Origin of the sequence: Micromonospora sp. CA-269861 (assembly GCF_050948505.1) — a bacterium.
In the GTDB taxonomy this organism is placed as follows: Bacteria; Actinomycetota; Actinomycetes; order Mycobacteriales; family Micromonosporaceae; genus Micromonospora.
In genome coordinates this window covers 905,164-925,716 of sequence record NZ_CP192014.1, presented here as the reverse complement: position 1 = coordinate 925,716, position 20,553 = coordinate 905,164, and the positions used below count along the sequence as shown (strand labels likewise).

The window sequence follows — 20,553 nt, the reverse complement described above, 5'->3', positions numbered from 1 at the left end:
CAGTTCACTGCCTCGGAGCCCCATCCCCGCCGCCCAGACCGATGCCGATCATTGCGAGCGTACGGGCGGTGAGGCGTCCGTCACCCAGTCCCAACTCGACCACGTCGTAGAACACCCGGTCATCCCGACGGGCGGCCCGGACCGCGGCGTCCACCACCCGGCGCCGCCTGGCCAGCCAGGCCGCGGCCGAGCTGTGCCGCAGGTGCGTGCCCAGGCGGTGCCGCAACCCGTGGGCGTAGCGGCCAGCCGCGCTCTCGGGCGACCGGGCCGCCGCCGAACCGGCGAGCGCGCCGGAGAGCAACGCGTAGAAGATCCCCTCCCCGGTGAACGGATTGATCAGCGACAGCGCGTCCCCGGCCAGCAGCGTGCGCCCTCGCCCGGGCGTCGGCCGGTGGGTGGAGAGCGGCAGATGATGGGCCCGCAACGCGGTCACTGTCGCCAGATCGGTGCCGGGCAGCAGCGCGGCCAGCCGGTCCAGCAGGTACGCGCGGCTCAGCGGCTCACCGCGCAGGACCTCCCCGTACCCGACGTTCGCCCGCCCGTCGCCGATCGGAAACGACCAGGCGTACGCCGGCCAGCGCGCCTTCGACGTAACGATGAGCTGCTCGGACGGGCCGGGCAGAGCCGGGGCGTACCCCCGGATGGCCAGCGCGAGGTGCCGGTCGGGGTTCTGCGGATGGCCGAGCGCCCGACGCACCACCGAGCCGGCCCCGTCCGCGCCGATCACCACCCGGCCGGACACCTGCCCGTCGAGCACCACCCGGTCGGCGCGCGGCTCGACTTGGCGCACGGTGTGCCGGCGTAACTGCGCACCGGCGGCCACCGCGGCCGCCACCAGCCGCGCGTCGAAAACCTCCCGGGGCACGGTGTACGCGGGCCGGGGCAGCGCCCGGGCCACCGCACCGCCACCCGGCGCGATCATGCGTAACGCCGGCAGCGGCGCATAGCCCGCCACCGCCTCGGTCACCCCCAACTCGGCGAGTACGTCCACCGAGTGCGCGGCGATCCCGTCGCCACACGCCTTGTCCCGGGGAAAGTCGGCCCGGTCCAGCAGCAGGACGCTGGCACCTGCCCGGCGCGCCGTCAGCGCGGCGGCCGCCCCGGCCGGCCCCGCCCCCACCACCACCACGTCGAACTCGTCGCCCACCGCGCGCCCTCCCGTCAGCCCGACGCGGCGCGAGAGATCCCGCACCGACGACACCACCCACGCCGCACCGGCGCCGACCGTGGTGACCGCCGCCACACCCATCCTCCCCCACCCACCCCTCGCGTACCTGCCGCCATGCGCGGCGTTGCCGCCACCCACCACCACGCGATCTTGCATTTTGTGTAGACGTTTCGCGAAGGATGGACCTTTTGTCACAGCAGAAAACGCAAGATCGGCGGGAGCGGGGCGGGCCTGGCGGGGGTGGGTGGGTCAGGTCGGGACGGCGTCGGGGGCTCGGGCGGCGCGGCGTAGGCCGTAGAGGGTCAGCGCCGCGGCGGCCAGCAGCGGGGCGCCGTCGCGGACCAGGCCGTCCACGCCCAGCAGCCACCAGCACAGCGGCAGATCCACGGCGAGTACGGCGACCGTGACGACGACCAGCAGGCCACGCGCCCAGTCCTTGCCCCGCATCAGGAACGCGGTGCAGAACAGCACCGCGTAGCTGGCCGTGATGCCGGCGCCGAACCAGAACAGCACGGCCGGCACGGCGGTCAGTCGACCGTCCAGGATGGAACCTCCGGCCACCAGGGCCGGCACCAGCATCAGCGGGCTGTAGGTGAAGGCCGCCACCCGGCTGGTCAACAACCAGGCGCTGGCCTGTGGGCGGCGTGGCGGAGTTTCCCGCCAGGAGATGCCGTCCCGGTCGATGACGAGGCGTGGACGGTGCCGGACCAGGTGCCCGGCCAACGCCGACGAGCGGTAGAGCAGCCAGACCACCGCGGCACAGAGCGCCGTGAGGATCGCGAAGCCGAGCAGGCCGGGCAGCGGCGGCACCCCCTGCCGGGGCACGATGAGCCTGCCGACCGCGAAGATCGTGGTGACCGCGAGGATCAGCCCGAACGGGCGGGCCGCCGTACGACCCCGTCGCACGTGCCCGATCAGCAGCAGGAAGCCGAACGAGCGCAGCATGGCCCAGCCGGTCCGGACGGCCAGCCCGAAACCCTGCTCCGGGGCGTACCACCAGTTGAGCAGCTCGACCACGACGGTGGCCGCCGCCGTCGTCGCCAGCAGGATGGTGAGCAGCCGGACGGCGGACGGCCGCCGGACCTGGGTCTCGGCGGCCGTCCTCATGGGATCCGACATTGCCCGCAGGGGGCGGTCTTCACACCTAGCGCTGCGGCTGTACCGCGTCGAGGCGCGCGCGCAGCGCGTCCAGCTCGGCCCAGAGCACACCGGGCAGCTTGTCACCGAACTTCTCGAACCACTCGGTGATCATCGGCAGCTCGTTACGCCACTCGTCCGGGTCGACCTTCAGGGCGATCCGGACGTCCTCCGGGGTCATGTCCAGGCCCTCGACGTCCAGGGCGTCCGGCGCGGGGACCATGCCGACCGGCGTCTCGACCGCGTCGGCCGTGCCCTCGATCCGCTCGACGACCCACTTGAGCACCCGGGAGTTCTCCCCGAAGCCCGGCCAGAGGAACGAGCCGTCCGGGTCCTTACGGAACCAGTTGACGTAGTAGATCTTCGGCAGCTTCGCCTCGTCGCCGTCGGCGCCCTTGCCCATCTCGATCCAGTGCCGGAAGTAGTCCCCGGCGTTGTAGCCGATGAACGGCAGCATCGCCATCGGATCCCGCCGGACCACGCCGACGGCGCCGGACGCGGCGGCTGTCGTCTCCGAGGAGAGCGTGGCGCCCATGTAGACACCGTGCACCCAGTCGCGGGCCTCGGTCACCAGCGGGACGGTGTCCTTGCGGCGTCCGCCGAAGAGGATCGCGTCGATCGGCACGCCGTTCGGGTCGAAGTACTCGTCGGCGAGGATCGGGCACTGGGTGATCGGCGTGCAGAACCGGCTGTTCGCGTGGGAGGACAGGCTGTCGCTCTCCGGCGTCCAGTCGTTGCCCTTCCAGTCGATCAGGTGCGCCGGCGGCTCACCCATGCCTTCCCACCAGACGTCGCCGTCATCGGTGAGGCCGACGTTGGTGAAGACGGAGTTGCCCCGGTCCAGGGTGCGCATGGCGTTGGCGTTGGTCTTCCAGTCGGTGCCGGGCGCGACGCCGAACAGGCCGTACTCGGGGTTCACCGCGTAGAGGCGGCCGTCCGGGCCGAACCGCATCCAGGCGATGTCGTCGCCGATGGTCTCGACCTTCCAGCCAGGAATCGTCGGCTCCACCATGGCGAGGTTCGTCTTGCCGCAGGCGGACGGGAACGCGCCGGCGATGTGGTAGACCCGACCCTCCGGCGAGGTGATCTTGAGGATCAGCATGTGCTCGGCGAGCCAGCCCTCGTCCCGGCCCATCACGCTGGCAATCCGCAGCGAGTAGCACTTCTTGCCCAGCAGCGAGTTGCCGCCGTAACCCGACCCGAACGACCAGATCTCCCGGCTCTCCGGGAAGTGCGAGATGTACTTGGTGTCGTTGCAGGGCCAGGCGACATCCTGCTGGCCGGGTGCGAGCGGGGCGCCGATCGAGTGCAGGGCGTGCACGAAGTCCGCGTTGTCGCCCATGGCCTCGAGGACCCGGGTGCCCATCCGCGTCATGATGCGCATCGAGGCGACCACGTACGGGCTGTCGGTGATCTCGACACCGAACATCGGGGACTCGGCCTCGACCGGGCCCATGACGAACGGGATGACGTACATGGTGCGACCGCGCATGGAGCCCCGGTACAAATCCGTCATCGTCCGCTTCATCTCGGCCGGCGCCATCCAGTTGTTGGTGGGGCCGGCGTCCGCCTCGTCGACGGAACAGATGTAGGTGCGCTCCTCGACCCGGGCGACGTCCGTCGGGTCGGTGCGCGCGTAGAACGAGTTGGGCTTCTTCTCCGGGTTGAGCCGGATCAGTGTGCCGGCCTCGACCAGCTCATCGGTGAGGCGGCGCCACTCCTCGTCGGACCCGTCCACCCAGACGACACGGTCGGGGGTGGTCAGTTCCGCGACCTCACGGACCCAGGCGAGGAGTTTCGGATGGGACGTCGGGGCCTGATCGATACCCCGCACAACAGCCGGAGCAACCATGACACATCTCCTTGTGGTCGACGCTGACCGATCTATGGGATGCACGAGACTCGGCGGCGCGATGCGTCGCCTTCGTGGAAACCTGGGATTGGCCTCAGCGTAAACCGGGCAGCCTTCCGAGTCAGTGGGACAGGTTGTGAAGAACTGCACAAGCTACGGCCTCGCTGCGGCATCACGAGCTGATACCCGCTTTCCCGCGCAGTTTCACGCAAATCTTGTTGTGCACCCCCGGCGGACGCTTGTTGCGGTCGAGTCGTGGACCTGCCCCGCCGACCGATGCGGGGATTCCCGTTCCGCAGCGGCTCAGTCCTCCCAATTGGCTACGCTCTGTGCAGCGGTTACGCACGCGGCGCTGGGCCCCCCGGGTGACCACGCCTGCTTGCCGTTGCTACCCCTGAGACTGGCCAGCAGCCGGTAGGCTCCCTCCGTGGCCGCCACGATGACCGGGGAACAACCGGGTCCCCGGCAGACCCGACGGGGTCTCGTCGGCATGCTGCTCGACCGCTTCGGTCACCTCTTCCGCGAGATGAGCAAGTTCGCGACCGTCGGGGGTTTCGCCTTCCTCGTCGACTTCGCGATCTTCAACTACCTGACGAGCAGACACGGCGTCGAAGAGCTGACGGCGAAAACGATCTCCACAGTGATCGCGGCCTCCGTCGCCTTCGTGGGCAACCGGTTCTGGACCTGGCGGCACCGCCAGCGCAACAACGCGGCCCGCGAGTACGCGCTCTTCTTCTTCTTCAACGCGGTCGGCCTCGGCATCACTGTCGCCTGCCTCGCGCTCAGCCGCTACGGGCTCGGCGCCATCTGGCCGGCCGTGTTCCAGACGCGCCTGGCTGACAACCTCGCCAGCTACATCGTCGGCACCGGGTTCGCCACGCTGTTCCGATTCTGGTCGTACCGGCGGTTCGTCTTCGTCGAAGCGGGAACCCCGACCGTTCCGCAGGTGAATGCCGACCCTGACCACAGGGCGTGACCTGCCGCCCATCTCGTTCGGCCGGTGATCGCCGGCCGCACCGACTGCCCTAAGGTGTTTCGCATGCGTCTTGTCCGCCTGCTGCCTGAGCGCTGGCAGAAGTTCATCCACGAGGCGCTCAAGTTCGGCATCGTCGGCGGCATCAACACCGTCATCAATTACGCGGTGTTCAATGCCCTCGCACTGACCGTTTTCGTCAATGGTCAGTTGAAGGCGACCGTGATCGCGACCATCGTCGCCACCATCACGTCGTACCTGATGAATCGGCACTGGACGTACCGCGATCGCCCGAAATCGGCTCTTCGCCGCGAATACCTCCTTTTCTTCCTTTTCAACGGCGCTGGCCTGCTCATTGAGCTGGGCGCCGTGGCGGCGGCCAAGTACGGCCTCGGCGTACACGGTCTGCTGGCACTGAATCTGGCCAAGACCGTCGGCGTCATGCTGGCCACGCTGTTCCGGTTCTGGTCATACCGGACCTTCGTCTTCCAACCCGTCGCACCTGCCGAGGACGAGGCCGCGAAGCCCGAGTCCACCTGGCACGACATTCCCCGCGACGAGTGGGACACCATGGCCGAGATGGACCCGGTCGCCGAGTTGGCGGAATCCGTGTCCGAGCTGGAGGAGGCGGAGTCCGAGCACCGCGTCGACTCCCCGCCCGGCGCACCCACTCAGAGCCGGCCCACGCGACTGAGCGTCAGCCCCGCCGTCGACCTGGACGCGGAACTCGCCGCGGAGCTGCGCGTCAGCACCCGCCGCGTGCCCCGCCGGTGACGACGCCCGACGCCCGCTCCGGTACGGGGCGACCGGCCGAGCTGTTCTTCGAGGATCTCGTCCCAGGGCTCACCGTCGACCTCGGCGTCGTCACCGTGGACGCCGACGAGATGGTCGCCTTCGCCCGCCGCTTCGACCCGCAGTGGTACCACGTCGACAGCGACCTGGCCGCAACGAGCCGGCACGGCGGTCTGATCGCCAGCGGCTTCTACACGGTCAGTCTGTTCATGCGCGCGTACGTCGACCACCTGCTGTCCCGGGCCGCCGCGGACGCGTCCCCCGGCCTGGAGGAGCTGCGCTGGCTCGCCCCCGTGCGGGCCGGCGACCGGCTCGCGGTCCGAGTCGACGTGATGGGCGCCCGACCGTCGACCGCCCGCCCCGGGCTCGGCACCGTCAGCCTCACCGGCACCATGCTGCGCCTCGGCGCGGACGACCGGCCCGAGCAGGAGGTGCTGCGGACCCGCTTCCGTGGCTGGTTCGCCCTGCGACCGGTCGAGGCCGACCCCGCCGAGGCCGAAGCTCCCTCAACCGACGCCGACCAGCCCGACAGCGGCCCGAGCTCGGCGGACCCGCCCACCGTCGGGTCGTCCGACGGCGACCCGACGGAGATCAGCGGACCCGAGGCGCAACGACACGACTGACCCGCCCCCGACAAAGGGGCGGGTCACAACCGGTCCGGTTCAGGTCGTGGTGTCGCGCAGCGGCTTGCCGTCCTGCATGTCGGCGAGCATGTCGCGCATCTCGCCGTCGCCCAGCGAGTGCTTATCGTGCTGTGCCTCGACCAGCTCGTACAGGGTGGTCTGCACCTTTCCGACGTCCGGCACGTCCTTGAGCACCGACTGGCCGCGCTCACCGGCGGACTCGATGGTGAGCGTCCCGCAGCCGAGCAGGCGCTCGACGAAACGCTGGTTCATCGAGTGGTCGTTGACCCGGGCGAGCGGGAGGTCCCGCCGGTCCCGGGAGAAGACACCCTGCTGGAGCAGGACCCGCTCGTTCGTGAACAGGTAGTGGGTCGTGCGCCAGACCAGGAACGGCCACAGGCCGAGCCAGAGCACCGCGACCAGGGCGATCGCACCGATCACGGCCAGCGCGATCGAACCGCCGCCACTCTCGGGCAACAGGACCACGCCGACCACCACCGCGGCGATGGCCAGCACCAGCACCGCGATCGGCCGGATCAACGCCTTCCAGTGCGGGTGCAGGTGAAGCACGACGTGCTCGTCCTCGGTGAGCACGTCTTCAGGAAACGCCACGGGGAACCTCCAACGCGATTTTCTAGACGCGCAGACGGTAAACCCCCCAAGCCCCACCACAACATCCGCCACGCGGCCCCACCTGGTGGGTCAGCGGAGGTGGAGGACGTCGCCGGCGGCCAGGGTTCGGGCGCCGGTAGGGGTGGTGACGATCAGTTGGCCGTCCGGGTCCACTCCGGTGGCGGTGCCGGTCAGGGATTCGCCGTTGGGGAGCAGGACGCGTACCTCGCGGCCGACCGTCGCGCAGGCAGCCAGGTAGGCGTCGCGCAGGCCACTGGCCACCGCGTCGCCGCCCGCCGAGCGCCAACGGTCGTACCAGTCGGCGACCGACCGCAGCAGCGCCCGCAGCAGCGGATCCCGGTCGGTGGCCACCGCACCGGCAAGCTGGAGCGAGGTGGCCGGCAGCCCGGTCGGATTCACCGGCAGCTCGTCGGCGCGCAACGTCACGTTGAGCCCGATACCCAGCACGATGGCCGGCGGTTGGTCCGGCGCGCGTCCGGGCACCGCCTCGGCCAGCACACCCGCGCACTTCGCGTCGTCGATCAGCAGGTCGTTCGGCCACTTGAGGGTGGCCTCCAGCTCGGCCAGCCGGGCCACCGCCTCGACAAGCGCCACGCCGGCCAGCAACGGCAGCCACCCGTACCCCGTGGGTGCCGCCGGCAGCCAGCCGCGGTCCGGCACGGCCTCGCCGGGCCGCAGCAGCACGCTCGTCGCGATGCCGGCCCGCGCCGGCGACTGCCAGACCCGACCGCGCCGCCCGCGCCCCGCGGTCTGCCGCTCGGCGACCACGACCAGGCCCTCGGGCTCGTCGGCCCGGGCGGCCTCGGCCACGTCGGCGTTCGTGGAGCCGGTCTCGGCACGCAGCTCCAGCCGGGCCCACGGGCCGTTCGGCGCGACCAACGCGCGGCGCAGCCGGGCCGCCGACAGCGGCGGGCGGTTCAGATCGGTGTACGGGGAGCCCGACATTCCGCCAGCCTACGGCGGTGCTCCGGCCGACACTGAGGCGTACTGCACAGCGGCACCCACCTGAACCATCGTTATATTCCCTGGGTGACTACCGAGACCGGGACCAACATGCACAGCACCGCGGGCAAGCTGGCGAACCTGGAGCGCCGGGTCGACGAGGCGGTGCACGCCGGGTCGGCCCGAGCCGTGGAGAAGCAGCACTCGCGCGGCAAGAAGACCGCCCGCGAGCGGATCGAGATGCTGCTCGACGAGGGCTCCTTCGTCGAACTCGACGAGTTGGCCCGGCACCGCTCCACCGCCTTCGGGCTGGAGCGGAACCGCCCGTACGGCGACGGTGTGGTCACCGGCTACGGCACGGTGGACGGCCGGCAGGTGTGCGTCTTCGCGCAGGACTTCACGGTCTTCGGTGGCTCGCTCGGTGAGGTCTTCGGCGAGAAGATCGTCAAGGTGATGGACCTGGCCATGAAGATCGGCTGCCCGGTGGTCGGCATCAACGACTCCGGTGGCGCGCGCATCCAGGAGGGCGTCGTCTCGCTCGGCCTCTACGGCGAGATCTTCTTCCGCAACGTACGGGCCTCCGGCGTCATCCCGCAGATCTCGCTGGTGATGGGGCCCTGTGCCGGCGGCGCGGTCTACTCCCCGGCGGTCACCGACTTCACAGTGATGGTCGACCAGACCTCGCACATGTTCATCACCGGCCCGGACGTGATCAAGACGGTGACGGGCGAGGACGTCGGCATGGAGGAGCTGGGCGGCGCCCGTACGCACAACTCCCGCAGCGGCAACGCGCACTACCTCGCCAGCGATGAGGAGGACGCTGTCGACTACGTCAAGGCGCTGCTGTCGTACCTGCCGTCGAACAACCTCGACGAGCCGGTCGTTGTCGACGCCCCCGCCGAGCTGGCGATCAGCGACGAGGACCGGGAGTTGGACACCCTCATCCCGGACTCGGCCAACCAGCCGTACGACATGCACACAGTCCTCGAGCACGTCCTCGACGACGGGGATTTCCTGGAGGTCCAGCCGCTCTACGCGCAGAACATCGTGGTCGGCTACGGCCGGATCGAGGGGCGACCGGTAGGTGTGGTGGCCAACCAGCCGATGCACTTCGCGGGCACCCTGGACATCGCCGCCTCGGAGAAGGCCGCCCGGTTCGTTCGTACCTGCGACGCGTTCAACATCCCGGTGCTGACCTTCGTGGACGTGCCCGGCTTCCTGCCCGGCACCGGTCAGGAGTGGGACGGCATCATCCGTCGGGGCGCCAAGCTCATCTACGCGTACGCCGAGGCCACCGTCCCCAAGGTCACCGTGATCACCCGCAAGGCGTACGGCGGGGCGTACGACGTGATGGGCTCCAAGCACCTCGGCGCGGACCTGAACTTCGCGTGGCCGACCGCGCAGATCGCGGTGATGGGCGCGCAGGGCGCGGTGAACATCCTCTACCGCTCCGAGCTGGCCGGCGCCGAGGACCCGGCGGTGGTACGGGCCGAGAAGATCGCCGAGTACGAGGACACCCTGGCCAACCCGTACGTGGCCGCCGAGCGCGGGTACATCGACTCGGTGATCCCGCCGCACGAGACGCGCACCCAGATCGTTCGGGCGCTGCGGGTCCTGCGCACCAAGCGGGAGACCCTGCCGCCCAAGAAGCACGGCAACATCCCGCTCTGATCTCGCCCCGGCCTGCTGACCCTGGGCCAAAGTCAGCAGGCCGGGTTGGCGGCGGCGCACATCCGGCGGGCGGCGACGTTCGCCAGGCGGCGCAGTTCCGGCTCGGTGCCGCTCTGCCCCAGCTTGAGCACCGTGATCAGGTCGCCCACCCGGACCACTGCGGTGCTTGTCGGCTTGGGCGCCGCAGCGATCGGCCTGCCCGTCTTCTGATCGACGGGCTGCGAACCGGTGTGCCGCAGCAGCGCAGCCCCGTCACCGGCGAAACCCCGCTGGGCCACCGTCCAGCGGTGCAGCGCCGACCCGGTGCCCGTCGCGCCCCCCACCTGGTACTCGCCGACGCTGTTCCACTCGGCGCACGGGGCGACCAGGTCGTCCATGGTGGCGAGGAGTTGGGTGGCGGACGCTGGCACCAGCCGGTAGAGGTCCTGCGTGACGAGGGCTTCGCCAGCGCCGTAGGTGTCCGGTCGGTCCTCTTTCAGCAGGGTCTGCGAGCGGGACAGGATCGACATCTCCCAGCCTTCCGAGCGCCCCTGGCTGGTGCGGCACGAGCCGAGCATCAGATCCAGCCGGACCGGCTCGCCCAGCCCCGACTGGCTGAGCCACACGACGTTGTCCGGCTGCCCCAGGTCGGTCACCTGCAACAGGGCGTCGAGGGGGATCTCGTGCCGGACCGGCGAGGCCGAGGCGACCGGCAGAACCGTCGACGGAGACTTCCCCGGAGCGGCGACCGCCGCTGCGGAGACCCCGGCGAGGGCCAGCACGACGGTGGCCACCACGATCTTGCGTTGGCTGCGGCGACGGGCCCGGGAGCGGATCTCCTCCGGGCCGAGCCAGCGCACGTCCTGCAGGTCGCGCTGGATCTGTTCGACGAGCGTCGGGTCGTCACGCATCGGTAGCCTCCTCCAGGTCAGAGACGGCGAGCAGGCCGGCGAGCGCAGTGCGCCCCCGGGAGAGACGGGCCTTGACCGTGCCCACCGGGGCCGCGGTCTCCCGCGCGACCTCGGCGACCGGCATGCCCACCAGGTAGTAGAGGGCGATGGCGACGCGTTGCTCCTCGGGCAGTCGGCGCAGGGCGGCGACCACCGCGACGGTGTCGGTGCCCGGCCCGGGAACGGTCTCGGTGGCCCCGTGTCGCAGGTAGGCGCGGGCACGGCTCCGCAGGCTGCGCCACCGGCTGACGGCGATCCGGCTGGCCACCACCCGCACCCACGCCTCCGGGTCGTCGTACGCGCTGACCGTCGACCAGCGCTGCCACGCCCGGACGTACGCCTCCTGCACGGCGTCCTGCGCCTCGCCCCGATCGCCGGTGAGGGCGTAGACGAACCCGAGGAGTCGTTGTCGACTCCCCCGGTAGAACTCGTCGAACCCGTCGACGTCCGGCACCCGCTACCTCCCCGTGTCGGTCGCTGGGAACACGCACCGGGCGGGGTCGCCGGTTGCCCCGGTCAGGCGATCATCTTCTCCAACTCGGTGAGCGGGAACGCGCCGGCCGCGATCCGTTCCCGTACCGCTCGGCGTACGGCCCGCTGCACGGCGACGTTGACCGGCGTCGGCACGCCGTGCAGCCGGCCGAGCAGCGCGATCTCGCCGTTGAGGTGGTCGACCTCGGTCGAGCCGGTGCCCCGGGCCAGGCTCTGCCAGGTGGAGCCGCCGGAGCGGGCCTCGCCGCCGACCGGGCGCTGCCCGACCAGGTCGCCGCGTTCGGCCTTCTCCTCCTCCGGCGAGGTGTGCGCGATGCCGGCGGCGGCGAGGGCGGCGACGCCCTCGGCACGTACCCGCTCGACCAGCGCGTCCGGGATGTCCCTGCCGAGCAGCGCCTGTAGGCCGTTACCGAGGTTGCTGAGCAGCTTTCCGTACTTCCAGCGCAGCACGTCGTCGCGGACCGGGGCGACGAAGCCGGCGGCGGTCAGGTCGGCGGCGACCGCCCGGTCGGTGTCGTCGGCGCCACCGGGAAACCGCCCGATGTGGAGCATCCCAGGGTGCGGGTACCCGTTGGCGACCACCACGCCCGGGTCCAGGTGCGTGGCCGGCAGCCAGACGCAGACCGGGTGTACGTCGGCGAAGAGCCGCAGCGCCGCCCGCTCGTTGGCCACCCCGTTCTGGGCGGTCACCAGCGGCAGACGTTCGCCCGCCGTGCCGCCGCCGACCACCGGCGCGTCCACCCAGGCGGCCAGCGCACCGGCGGCGTCCTGCGACTTCACGGTGAGGATCAGCACCGTGTCCGCCGGAAGTGGCTGGTCACCGGGCTGGCCGACCGCCGCGAGCCGGGCGGTGACCTCACCGTCGGGCTGCCGCAGGGTCAGACCCCGCGCGCGGATCGCCTCCAGATGGGCACCGCGGGCCACCAGTGTCACGTCCCGGTCGGCCTGGGCCAGCCGTACGCCAATCGTCCCGCCGACCGCGCCCGCCCCGATGATCACGTATCGCATGGCCCCATTCTGCCCGCCCGTGCGCCCTCCACCCGCCGGTCAGTTGGTCAGGCCGGCGTCGGTGAGGAACGGGCCGGCGAGCAGGAGCGCGCCGGCGATCAGCGCCGCCAGGTTGACGAGGGCGAAGACCCCCACCCAGAAGAGCGGCGGGAACGGGGTGAGCCCGGCGAGCTGGTCGGCGTCGGAGGCGGGCATCCGGCCCCGCGAGCGCAGCCGTTGCAGCTCGACCACCGGCCGCAACCCACCGAGCAGCAGGAACCACACCCCGGTGTACGCGAAGGCGGCCTGGACCTGCGGCGTCGCGTACCACGAGACGGCGAACACCAGCGCGCCAGTGATCAGCAACGACACCACACCGAAGGCGTTGCGGATCATGACGAGCATGGCGAGCAGCAGCGCCACGGCCACCCAGAGCAGCAGGGTGATCCGGTTGCCGCCGAGCAGCCAGGCGCCGGCCAGCCCGACCAGCGGCGGTGCGACATACCCGGCGAGCAGGGTGAGGATCATGCCCGGCCCGGTGGGGCGGCCGGCGGAGAGCGTCAGCCCGGACGTGTCCGAGTGCAACCGGATGCCATGCAGCTTGCGGCCGGTGAGCAGGGCGACCAGAGCATGACCGCCCTCGTGCGCGATGGTGACGGCGTTACGGGCGATCCGCCACGGCAGCCGGGTGGAGACCACCACCAGCGCGACGGCCCCGGTGATCAGCACCAGCAACGCGGGCGGGTCTGGCTGCGCGCCGAACAGCGTGTCCCACAGGTCGCCCAGCCCGTCGATCGACATCATGGGGCGCGAGCCTACCGGCGGCGTTCCGTGTCGCTCCCGAGGCACCGGCTCGTATCCTGTGAAACTGATCGGGTGGCGACTGGAGCGGGAGGTGGACGCAGGTGAGCGCAGCCCCCCTGGAGCCGCACGTCGGCCTGTGGACCGAGGCTGACTACTTCGCTCTGGGCGAGACGCCTGACCGGATCGAGCTGCTCGACGGGAGCCTGCTGGTGAGCCCTGCACCGAGCCGACGGCACCAGCGGGTGTCGCGCCGGCTGGCGAACAGCATCGAGGCAGCAGCAGAGCCTCGCGGTCTCCTGGTCTATGACGCGATCAACGTCCGGCTCGGCGTCGATCGGGTCGTCATTCCGGATCTCGTCGTCACCGACGCCGACGATGACGGCACCTACCTCGACTCCGACCGAGTGTCTCTCGTCGGCGAAGTCGTCTCGCCCGGCAACGCAGCCGCCGACCGTCTGCTCAAGATGCAGCTCTACGCCATTGCGCGAATCCCCTGGTATCTGCTGGTCGAGCAGGATGGCGACGCTCACTCGTTGCGGCTGTTCCGGCTGGACGGTGAGCACTACGTCGAGGACCAGGTGGCCAAGCCCGGCGAGACGCTCACCGTCGTCGAGCCGTTCCGCTGGCAGCTCGACCCGGCCACGCTTCGCTGACTCGTTCAACTCTGGCCACCGGGGTGACCGACGCCCGTCGATGAAGCTTTTCTCCGGTCACCCTTGCGATCTAGGGCACTTAACTCCAAAGATGGGTGTCGATAGAGCGACGTCCTTGGAGGCACTCATGGCCCGTACCTCGTCATCGCTGCGCCGCGTGCTCGCGGCCGGCCTCACCGTCCTCGCCACCGCGGCGGCGGCCCTGGTCGCGACCGCCGGACCGGCGGCCGCCGCCACCACACCAGGTGTCGACGTGTCCCGCTACCAGGGCACCATCAACTGGACAAGCGTCCGCAACGCGGGGATCCAGTTCGCGTTCATCAAGGCGACCGAGGGCACCAGCTACAAGGACCCGAACTTCAACGCCAACTACGTCAACTCGTACAACGCCGGGGTGATCCGCGGGGCGTACCACTTCGCCCGGCCGAACATCTCCGCCGGCTCGACCCAGGCCAACTACCTGGCGTCCAACGGCGGCGCCTGGTCCGCGGACAGTCGCACCCTGCCCGCCGCGCTGGACATCGAGGGCAACCCGTACAGCGGCGGCTACTGCTACGGGCTCAGCACGACCGGGATGCGCAACTGGGTGCAGGACTTCCTGAACACCTACCGCTCCCGCACCGGCCGGTACGCGGTCATCTACACCACCACGAGCTGGTGGAACCAGTGCACCGGCAGCTGGACCGGCCCGTGGGCGAACCACCCGCTCTGGCTGGCCCGCTGGGCGAGCGCACCTGGCGCTCTGCCGGCCGGCGCGTCGGTGTGGAGCTTCTGGCAGTACACCAGCACCGGCGCTGTCTCCGGGATCAGCGGCAACGTGGACCGCAACTACTGGAACGGCGACCGGAGCCGCCTGATCGCGTTGGCCAACAACACCTGACCGAGCCGTTGGCGGCAGCGGGATCGACGGTCACCGTCACGGTCGACAATCGGTCCGGCTGCCGCCACACCATCGGGTACGGGTCAGGCCCGCCGTCGGCTCAGAGCCGGCACCACAGCGTCCTCACGAGCCAGCGCGCCCCTGCGGGTCATCCGCCAGGCAGCCACGCCAACGCCGGCAACGACCACGACGCCGAGCAGTGCGATGAGCACGGCCACCCCCGCGCTGACCAGCAGGAGGATCGCGTCGCCGAGGGCGACGAGCATCCACAGTGCCAGCCGGGGCCGAGTGTCCCTCCGTCGGTAACTCATGTCGTGCCTCCTTCCGTCGTCGAAGGTCAAGTACCCACGACGACGGAAGGTCATGCGAACGAGTTTCAGTCCTTGCGGTCGGGGACGAAGCCCTTGGCGATCCGGTCGAAGTTCGGCAGGTTGGCCTGCCAGTCCTTCTCCGCGATCTCCCACCGCAGGGCGTACCCCCGGTTGCTGGCCGTCACGAACCCGCGGTTACGGACGTGGATCCGCTGCCCGTCCCGGGTCTCCATCCACTCCCAGTCCCCACAGGTCTTCCAGAAGTCGCACTCGACGATGCCGAGGAGCTGGTAGTTGTCGACGAGGTTCTTGCGGTTTGGCTCCTGCTCGCGCCAGTCCGCGACCGCATCCTTCTTCGGGGTGGGGGTCCACTGCACGAGCAGCTTTCCCGGTCCGTTGGACTGGTTGAAGACGACCGTGTTGCCGTTGATCTGGCTACGCACCCAACCATTGGGTATCGGCAGGGCGAAGCCGGCCGGGTCCCGGTGCAGCTTCCAGCCCGCCGGCAGCGCGTTCGGGTCGACGGACGGCGTGGCCGACGGGGTGGCCGAGGCGGACGGGCTCGGGGCACCGCTGGTGGGCGGCGGCGCCGCCGGGGCGGTGGTCGGCGCGGGCGCTGACGTCGCGGCGGCCCCGGTCGGGTTGGCCTGTGGACTCTTGTCGCCGTCGCCCTTGGTCAGCAACGGCACGACCACCACCAGGCCGATCAGCAGCAGGGCAACCACGGCCCCGATCAGCAGGTTACGTCGGGTGTTGTTCGGCTTCGTGCCATCCGACAGCGGCACCGACGCGCGGCCGGCCGGACTCAACGCCGGCATGAGCGACGTCGGCGTCGTTGGCTTCCGCTGCTCCGGAGCAGCCGGTGGGCCGTCGACGACAGTCGGCTCGTCGTCGGCGTTCGTCGTACCGTCGCCGGTCGTGTCGGGCGCGGCCGTGACCTTCGCGGTCGGCTCAGCGTCGGCCAGCTCGGCCTCGGACGTGCGGTCGACCGTGGCGGTCGGCTCGGCGGGCACCAGCGCCGTCGGGTCGGCTGCCGCGCCGGAGGAGACGACGGCAGTGGGCGTGGCATCGGCGGCCGGCGTCGCGGCAGCAGCAGCAGAGGTGGCGGCGGGGGCCGCGGCGGCGGCAGGCGGCGGCGACACCGGCCGGTCGGCACTCTCGGCGGGCCGCGGGGCCGGCACCACCGGCAGGCGCGGCTCACGCGGACCGTTCGGCCCGGGCCGGCGTACGCCATCAAGCAGTGAGATCCCGCGCGACCGCTTGCCCCCGGCGCGGCGCAGCAACCGCTCCGCCACCTCGGCGGTGATCCGCTCGTTCGGATCCTTACGCAGCAGCCCGTTGAGGACGGCCTTGAGCGGCCCGGCGTTCTTCGGCGGCGGAATCGGCTCGGTGGCCAGCGCCGCCAGTGTGCCGATCGCCGACGGCCGAGCGTACGGCGACTTGCCCTCGACGGCCGCGTAGAGCGTCGCGCCCAACGACCACAGGTCGGCCTCCGGGCCGGCCGTGCCGTCCCGAGCCCGCTCCGGCGAGATGTACGCGGGTGAACCGAGCACCATGCCGGTGCGGGTCACGTTGGGGTCGCCGGGAATCGTGGCGAGACCGAAATCGGTCAGCACCACCCGGCCGTCGTCGCCGAGCAGCACGTTGCCGGGCTTCACGTCGCGGTGCATGACGCCCGCCTTGTGCGCGGCGCTGAGCGCGCCCAGCACGCCCAGGCCGATCTCCACAGTGCGGGCCACCGAGACAGGGCCGTCCTCGGCAAGGGTGTCCTGCAACGACTTCGACGCCACGTACTCCATGACGATCCACGGATCGCCGTCGGTGCGCAGCACGTCGAAGATGCGGACGACGTTGGCGTGGTTGAGCCGGGCGATGGCCCGCGCCTCGCGCAACGAGCGCTCGCGCATCTCGCGGCGCTCCTCATCGGTGAGACCGGGCGGCGGCACCAACTCCTTGATGGCGACGTCCCGGTGCAGCACCTCGTCGCGCGCCTTCCACACCCGGCCCATGCCGCCCTGGCCGAGCGGCGACAGAAGCCGGTATCGGTCAGCGACGAGTTGGGGAAGCGCGTTCGACATCGGTGAGACGGTACCCGGACCGGCTGACGCTCACACCGCCGGCACGCCACTGTGCGCTTCGCGTAACTTCGCGCCGCGTACCCTGGCGTCATGTCTGCCGAAGAGCCGCTGTTCCGGGTCGTCCGCGGCGTGCCCACCGCCGAGGAGTTGGCCGCTCTGGTGGGGGCGATCATCGTCCGGTCCCGTCCGGCCACCACCCCCGCGCCGGCGGCCCCGTCCGCCTGGGCGCGCAGCGGTCGACCGGGCAACTCCCGTGGGTGGCGCACCGCCGGCCTGCCTCGCTGACCCGACCCGCCGTACGGGGGCTGTCAGGGTGGCGTTGAGCCGTTAATCTCACTCAGGGAAACGGTGCCGTTACGGTAGGGAGGATCCATGATCCCCGAAGAGGACCGGCCAGCACCCTGGCTACGCGGTTACGGCGGCATCGAAGCCGACATCAGCCAGCTCAGAGAGTTCGCCGACCGGCTCGCCGCCGAGGTCGAGAGCAACTACGCGCCACACCTGTCGTACATCGCCGACGACATGTCCGCGAAGCTGCCCAACCCGTGCGACGCCTTCATCGAGCTGGTCACCTTCCTGCACGCGCACCACGAGACGCAGCAGGCCACCGCCGACATGGTGTACGCCGTCCGAGGCGCCACCGGCCACCTCGCCGCCGCCGCCGACCAGGTCGCCACCCACTACGCCGACAGCGACGCCTTCACCGCCGCCCGGGTGGTGGACGTGCAACGAGCCCTCGCCAACCCGGCCAGCGTCCTCCCCGGCGGCCCGACGCCGACCCTGACCGACCCGACCAGCCACGACGCCGAAGGACCGGTGGTGCTGCCGTGATCGAACGGGGCACCGGCCGCACCTCCGGCCTCACCGACTGGCAACTCATGGACGTCAACAGCATGTGGGCCTGCCTCCAGGACCACGACACCGCCAACCACTGGAAGCAGGTCGCCGGCTGGCGCAAGGTCTGCGACCTGGCGCAAACCCACCTCGGTCGCCTCCAGCAGTACCGACGCGGACTCGCCGAGGCATGGCCCCCCGAAACCAGCGCGGCCTCCCGCACGTACCTCGCCGAACTCGACGAACTCATCGACAAGGTGCAACGCACCCACGACGCCGCCGCCGCGAACTACACAGCACTCTCCGCCGCAACCCAGGCCATCGGCACCACCCGCGCCGCACTCCGCAAGATCCATGAGGAGTACGCGACCAAGTTCCAGCAGAAGCAGGCGTACGAAACGATGGTCGCCGACCCGAAAGCGGTGATGGGCAACCGGGCCACCGAGCCGCCGGTTGCCGATGGGGAGCTGGAACGGCTGAACGCGCAGGCCCGATCCATGATGTTCAACCTGAGCGGCGAACTCCAACAAGCCCAAGCAACCCTTGTAAAACCACCTGCGGCACCGCCACAGGCCGGCAAGGATATTTCGAACCCGGATGTATACGGCAATGCTGCGGCACCCATCATCCCGCCGATCCTGCCAGCACCTATGCCACCAAAGACGGCCGCAATACCAACCGCCCCTAAGCACATCACGGCCGCACCAGTGCCCACAGCGACCGGGAACGGCCCGATTCTAAACGGGGCTGGGTTAAGCACTCCCTTAAGCCCACCGCACCCTGGCCCTGCGCCCAATGCATCGCATCCCCCTCCTTTGTCGGGAATAGCACCCGCCTTTCCACCGGCTGCCACCACCCCGCCAATGGGTCACCAGCAACCGGCGGCACCGATCGGGAGACCCGACTCAAAAGGCTCGAATGGCTCGTCTCGCGGACCTGGGCTGGACCCGACGCGAACCACACCCCTGGGAGGGCTTATCGGTAGCGTTCCCGGGTCACCGCCCCGCCAGCCTGACAGCAACAGCGTTCCCCCACGCCGAGTGAATCCGGTTGGGGGCGTAATTGGTGGCGGTGGAGCAGGAACTGCCCCTACCGGCGCGGCCGGATCACGCCCTTCCGCCGGGCGAGGCTTCTCTGGTGCACACGGGGTGCCTCCGATCGGCGGGGCGCCGGGACCTTGGAGTTCCGGGATGAGCGGAACTGGTCGTCCTAAACGGAACGACGGCAACGCTACAGAGTCGAACCACTGGGATCCGGAAAATCCTTGGGAAACGCAACAGGGTGTTAACCCAGTGGTCCGCCCTCCCGACGACGAGGGACCAATAGACCCAGGACCGGCAATCGGCATCGGCCGGTGAGAAGGTCGACCATACACGCCTTCCTAGCGATCCTGACATTTCTTGGGATTTCCGCTTTACCGTCAAGCCCTATTGCCGCCAAGCCCACCAGCCTGCCACCCGACGACGGACCAAGTCGCATTCGCGCCGACCAGTGGCATCTAGCGACACTCGACTCGGGAGAGGCCAACAAGATCAGTCAGGGCGAAGGCGTAACCGTGGCTGTACCAGACACAGGCGTTTACCCGCATCCCGACCTGAGGGGCAATCTTCTTCCTGGCATTGACCTTATCAACGGGGGACAGCACGATGATGGCCAAGACGATCGAAATAGTCACGGCACTGGCATGGCCGGTCTTATCGCCGCTCACGGCCAAGAAGGAAGCCGAGGAGCTCGAGGCATAGCGCCGAGAGCCAAGATCTTGCCAATCATCTCTTCGACAGCCGACAACCGGAGCAACCCGGACGACCTGGGCAAGGCAATCGAATATTCGGTCTCCTCTGGAGCTGGCGTCATCAGCATTTCCAGTGCAGGAGGCTCCAGCCCTGCCCTACGTCGCGCGATCAGGGAAGCCCTCCGCGCGGATGTCGTCGTCGTCGCGGCTGTAGGTAATCGACCATTGGATACTGAGGTTGGTTACCCCGCGTCGGAAGATGGCGTCATAGCCGTGGGGGGAGTGGACGAATTTGGCACTCACGCTGCCGTCTCGGTAACTGGGCCGGAGATTGACGTGGTTGCGCCCGCAGTCGACATCTACAGCACGAGCATCGACGGCAAGTACCGCAAAGGCACCGGAACCTCTGACGCGACGGCGATCGTGGCGGGCGCGGCTGCATTGATCAGATCCAAGTACCCGTACCTGCCAGCCCGAGAGGTGGCGCACCGGTTGACCGCTACCGCCGTCGACAAGGGTCCTCCTGGGCGGGACGACGAGTACGGCTACGGGGTGATCGATCTTGTGGCGGCGCTGACGGCAGACGTACCGCCGCTGGGGTTTGAATCGGTGAGCGCTCCGGTCGGTGCTGGCCCGTCCACGACGGCTGGCGCCCAGCCGGGTGACGAGAGCGATGGCGCGACCGCACGTGGCTTGGCGACCCTTGGGGTGATCGTGGCTGCCGGGGTCGGGTGGGCGGTGCTGGCGCGGCGTCGCCGCCGTGGTGATGATCCGCCGCCCAGAATTAGTCGCTGATCGCTCAACGAAGCGTGATCGACTCGGGTTTCTTGATGTCGGGGTGTCCGGGGCGGCAGGATACCCCGATTTCGACGCAGCCGCGCCGATCCTCGCGCTGAGCGAGGGCGGTTAGGCGGTGATCCACTCGCCCTCTAGGAAAACGCGGTATCCGGGGCGATGGGATGCCGCATTATCCTGAAGGGCGAGTGGATCAAGGGCACCCGACAACCGGGCCACCCGACCAGCCGGACCACCGGGCCAGCAAGGCCACCGGGCCAGCAAGGC

20 protein-coding genes are annotated in these 20,553 nt (G+C 70.1%); 9 read left to right on the top strand and 11 right to left on the bottom strand.

The window, feature by feature from the left end; genetic code table 11:
* Nucleotides 1-4: 4 nt before the first annotated feature.
* The 3 genes from ACQP0U_RS04325 to ACQP0U_RS04315 form a co-directional block, all read right to left on the bottom strand.
* Nucleotides 5-1,324 carry a geranylgeranyl reductase family protein gene (locus ACQP0U_RS04325; RefSeq protein WP_433315963.1) on the bottom strand — a complete coding sequence of 440 codons (1,320 nt, stop codon included), beginning with the start codon at nucleotides 1,322-1,324 and terminating at the stop codon, nucleotides 5-7.
* Between the two features lie 93 nt (nucleotides 1,325-1,417).
* A complete protein-coding gene (locus ACQP0U_RS04320) occupies nucleotides 1,418-2,275 on the bottom strand; it encodes a hypothetical protein (RefSeq protein ID WP_433315961.1) in 858 nt (285 codons plus the stop codon).
* Between the two features lie 37 nt (nucleotides 2,276-2,312).
* Nucleotides 2,313-4,157, bottom strand: a complete 1,845-nt coding sequence (locus ACQP0U_RS04315; protein ID WP_433315959.1) for a phosphoenolpyruvate carboxykinase (GTP) — start codon at nucleotides 4,155-4,157, stop codon at nucleotides 2,313-2,315.
* Nucleotides 4,158-4,596: 439 nt separating this feature from the next.
* On the opposite strand from ACQP0U_RS04315, the gene ACQP0U_RS04310 reads away from it, so the two are divergent.
* From ACQP0U_RS04310 to ACQP0U_RS04300, 3 genes are all read left to right on the top strand, one after another.
* Complete coding sequence (locus ACQP0U_RS04310) at nucleotides 4,597-5,133, top strand: GtrA family protein (RefSeq protein WP_433320612.1); 537 nt, start codon at nucleotides 4,597-4,599, stop codon at nucleotides 5,131-5,133.
* A 63-nt stretch (nucleotides 5,134-5,196) separates the two neighbouring features.
* Nucleotides 5,197-5,904, top strand: coding sequence for a GtrA family protein (locus ACQP0U_RS04305; protein WP_433320609.1), 708 nt, complete (start codon nucleotides 5,197-5,199; stop codon nucleotides 5,902-5,904).
* A complete protein-coding gene (locus tag ACQP0U_RS04300; RefSeq protein WP_433315957.1) occupies nucleotides 5,901-6,545 on the top strand; it encodes a MaoC/PaaZ C-terminal domain-containing protein in 645 nt (214 codons plus the stop codon). The genes ACQP0U_RS04305 and ACQP0U_RS04300 overlap by 4 nt, the downstream gene beginning before the upstream one ends.
* A gap of 39 nt (nucleotides 6,546-6,584) precedes the next feature.
* Here ACQP0U_RS04300 and ACQP0U_RS04295 read toward each other — a convergent pair whose 3' ends face one another.
* Both ACQP0U_RS04295 and ACQP0U_RS04290 read right to left on the bottom strand, forming a co-directional pair.
* Nucleotides 6,585-7,157, bottom strand: coding sequence for a PH domain-containing protein (locus ACQP0U_RS04295; RefSeq protein ID WP_433315955.1), 573 nt, complete (start codon nucleotides 7,155-7,157; stop codon nucleotides 6,585-6,587).
* 90 nt (nucleotides 7,158-7,247) lie between these two features.
* Complete coding sequence (locus ACQP0U_RS04290) at nucleotides 7,248-8,123, bottom strand: biotin--[acetyl-CoA-carboxylase] ligase (protein WP_433315953.1); 876 nt, start codon at nucleotides 8,121-8,123, stop codon at nucleotides 7,248-7,250.
* 84 nt (nucleotides 8,124-8,207) lie between these two features.
* On the opposite strand from ACQP0U_RS04290, the gene ACQP0U_RS04285 reads away from it, so the two are divergent.
* Complete coding sequence (locus ACQP0U_RS04285; RefSeq protein ID WP_433315952.1) at nucleotides 8,208-9,791, top strand: acyl-CoA carboxylase subunit beta; 1,584 nt, start codon at nucleotides 8,208-8,210, stop codon at nucleotides 9,789-9,791.
* A gap of 32 nt (nucleotides 9,792-9,823) precedes the next feature.
* On the opposite strand, the gene ACQP0U_RS04280 is transcribed toward ACQP0U_RS04285, so the two are convergent.
* The 4 genes from ACQP0U_RS04280 to ACQP0U_RS04265 form a co-directional block, all read right to left on the bottom strand.
* Nucleotides 9,824-10,681 (bottom strand): hypothetical protein, encoded by an 858-nt coding sequence (locus ACQP0U_RS04280; protein WP_433315950.1) that lies wholly within the window; start codon nucleotides 10,679-10,681, stop codon nucleotides 9,824-9,826.
* Entirely contained in the window at nucleotides 10,674-11,174 is a 501-nt protein-coding gene (locus ACQP0U_RS04275) for a SigE family RNA polymerase sigma factor (RefSeq protein ID WP_112581912.1), read from the bottom strand. Before ACQP0U_RS04275 ends, ACQP0U_RS04280 begins: the two co-directional genes overlap by 8 nt.
* Before the next feature lie 62 nt (nucleotides 11,175-11,236).
* The gene (locus ACQP0U_RS04270) at nucleotides 11,237-12,220 is read right to left on the bottom strand and encodes a ketopantoate reductase family protein (protein WP_433315948.1); all 984 of its coding nucleotides are present in this window, start codon (nucleotides 12,218-12,220) and stop codon (nucleotides 11,237-11,239) included.
* Nucleotides 12,221-12,259: 39 nt separating this feature from the next.
* Nucleotides 12,260-13,003, bottom strand: a complete 744-nt coding sequence (locus ACQP0U_RS04265; protein ID WP_433315946.1) for a M50 family metallopeptidase — start codon at nucleotides 13,001-13,003, stop codon at nucleotides 12,260-12,262.
* Between the two features lie 101 nt (nucleotides 13,004-13,104).
* On the opposite strand from ACQP0U_RS04265, the gene ACQP0U_RS04260 reads away from it, so the two are divergent.
* Both ACQP0U_RS04260 and ACQP0U_RS04255 read left to right on the top strand, forming a co-directional pair.
* Nucleotides 13,105-13,656 (top strand): Uma2 family endonuclease, encoded by a 552-nt coding sequence (locus ACQP0U_RS04260; RefSeq protein ID WP_357188377.1) that lies wholly within the window; start codon nucleotides 13,105-13,107, stop codon nucleotides 13,654-13,656.
* 127 nt (nucleotides 13,657-13,783) lie between these two features.
* Nucleotides 13,784-14,536 (top strand): GH25 family lysozyme, encoded by a 753-nt coding sequence (locus tag ACQP0U_RS04255; protein WP_433315943.1) that lies wholly within the window; start codon nucleotides 13,784-13,786, stop codon nucleotides 14,534-14,536.
* 83 nt (nucleotides 14,537-14,619) lie between these two features.
* Here ACQP0U_RS04255 and ACQP0U_RS04250 read toward each other — a convergent pair whose 3' ends face one another.
* Together ACQP0U_RS04250 and ACQP0U_RS04245 are read right to left on the bottom strand one after the other, a co-directional pair.
* Nucleotides 14,620-14,847: a hypothetical protein gene (locus tag ACQP0U_RS04250; RefSeq protein ID WP_433315941.1), complete on the bottom strand. Its 228-nt coding sequence runs from the start codon at nucleotides 14,845-14,847 to the stop codon at nucleotides 14,620-14,622.
* A 65-nt stretch (nucleotides 14,848-14,912) separates the two neighbouring features.
* Nucleotides 14,913-16,925 carry a protein kinase domain-containing protein gene (locus tag ACQP0U_RS04245; RefSeq protein WP_433315939.1) on the bottom strand — a complete coding sequence of 671 codons (2,013 nt, stop codon included), beginning with the start codon at nucleotides 16,923-16,925 and terminating at the stop codon, nucleotides 14,913-14,915.
* Nucleotides 16,926-17,015: 90 nt separating this feature from the next.
* Between ACQP0U_RS04245 and ACQP0U_RS04240 the strand changes: the two genes are divergently transcribed.
* The 3 genes from ACQP0U_RS04240 (at nucleotide 17,016) to ACQP0U_RS04230 (ending at nucleotide 20,286) form a co-directional block, all read left to right on the top strand.
* Entirely contained in the window at nucleotides 17,016-17,210 is a 195-nt protein-coding gene (locus ACQP0U_RS04240; RefSeq protein ID WP_433315937.1) for an acyl-CoA carboxylase subunit epsilon, read from the top strand.
* An 87-nt stretch (nucleotides 17,211-17,297) separates the two neighbouring features.
* Nucleotides 17,298-17,756: a hypothetical protein gene (locus ACQP0U_RS04235; RefSeq protein ID WP_433315935.1), complete on the top strand. Its 459-nt coding sequence runs from the start codon at nucleotides 17,298-17,300 to the stop codon at nucleotides 17,754-17,756.
* Nucleotides 17,757-19,146: 1,390 nt separating this feature from the next.
* The gene (locus ACQP0U_RS04230; RefSeq protein WP_433320607.1) at nucleotides 19,147-20,286 is read left to right on the top strand and encodes a S8 family serine peptidase; all 1,140 of its coding nucleotides are present in this window, start codon (nucleotides 19,147-19,149) and stop codon (nucleotides 20,284-20,286) included.
* The last annotated feature ends 267 nt before the right edge of the window (nucleotides 20,287-20,553 follow it).

Coding starts and splice junctions, on each gene's coding strand:
- ACQP0U_RS04325 (WP_433315963.1), bottom strand. CDS start 1,324: ATGCAAGATCGCGTGGTGGTGGGTGGCGGCAACGCCGCGCATGGCGGC.
- ACQP0U_RS04320 (WP_433315961.1), bottom strand. CDS start 2,275: ATGAGGACGGCCGCCGAGACCCAGGTCCGGCGGCCGTCCGCCGTCCGG.
- ACQP0U_RS04315 (WP_433315959.1), bottom strand. CDS start 4,157: ATGGTTGCTCCGGCTGTTGTGCGGGGTATCGATCAGGCCCCGACGTCC.
- ACQP0U_RS04310 (WP_433320612.1), top strand. CDS start 4,597: ATGACCGGGGAACAACCGGGTCCCCGGCAGACCCGACGGGGTCTCGTC.
- ACQP0U_RS04305 (WP_433320609.1), top strand. CDS start 5,197: ATGCGTCTTGTCCGCCTGCTGCCTGAGCGCTGGCAGAAGTTCATCCAC.
- ACQP0U_RS04290 (WP_433315953.1), bottom strand. CDS start 8,123: ATGTCGGGCTCCCCGTACACCGATCTGAACCGCCCGCCGCTGTCGGCG.
- ACQP0U_RS04280 (WP_433315950.1), bottom strand. CDS start 10,681: ATGCGTGACGACCCGACGCTCGTCGAACAGATCCAGCGCGACCTGCAG.
- ACQP0U_RS04270 (WP_433315948.1), bottom strand. CDS start 12,220: ATGCGATACGTGATCATCGGGGCGGGCGCGGTCGGCGGGACGATTGGC.
- ACQP0U_RS04265 (WP_433315946.1), bottom strand. CDS start 13,003: ATGATGTCGATCGACGGGCTGGGCGACCTGTGGGACACGCTGTTCGGC.
- ACQP0U_RS04255 (WP_433315943.1), top strand. CDS start 13,784: ATGGCCCGTACCTCGTCATCGCTGCGCCGCGTGCTCGCGGCCGGCCTC.
- ACQP0U_RS04250 (WP_433315941.1), bottom strand. CDS start 14,847: ATGAGTTACCGACGGAGGGACACTCGGCCCCGGCTGGCACTGTGGATG.
- ACQP0U_RS04245 (WP_433315939.1), bottom strand. CDS start 16,925: ATGTCGAACGCGCTTCCCCAACTCGTCGCTGACCGATACCGGCTTCTG.
- ACQP0U_RS04240 (WP_433315937.1), top strand. CDS start 17,016: ATGTCTGCCGAAGAGCCGCTGTTCCGGGTCGTCCGCGGCGTGCCCACC.
- ACQP0U_RS04235 (WP_433315935.1), top strand. CDS start 17,298: ATGATCCCCGAAGAGGACCGGCCAGCACCCTGGCTACGCGGTTACGGC.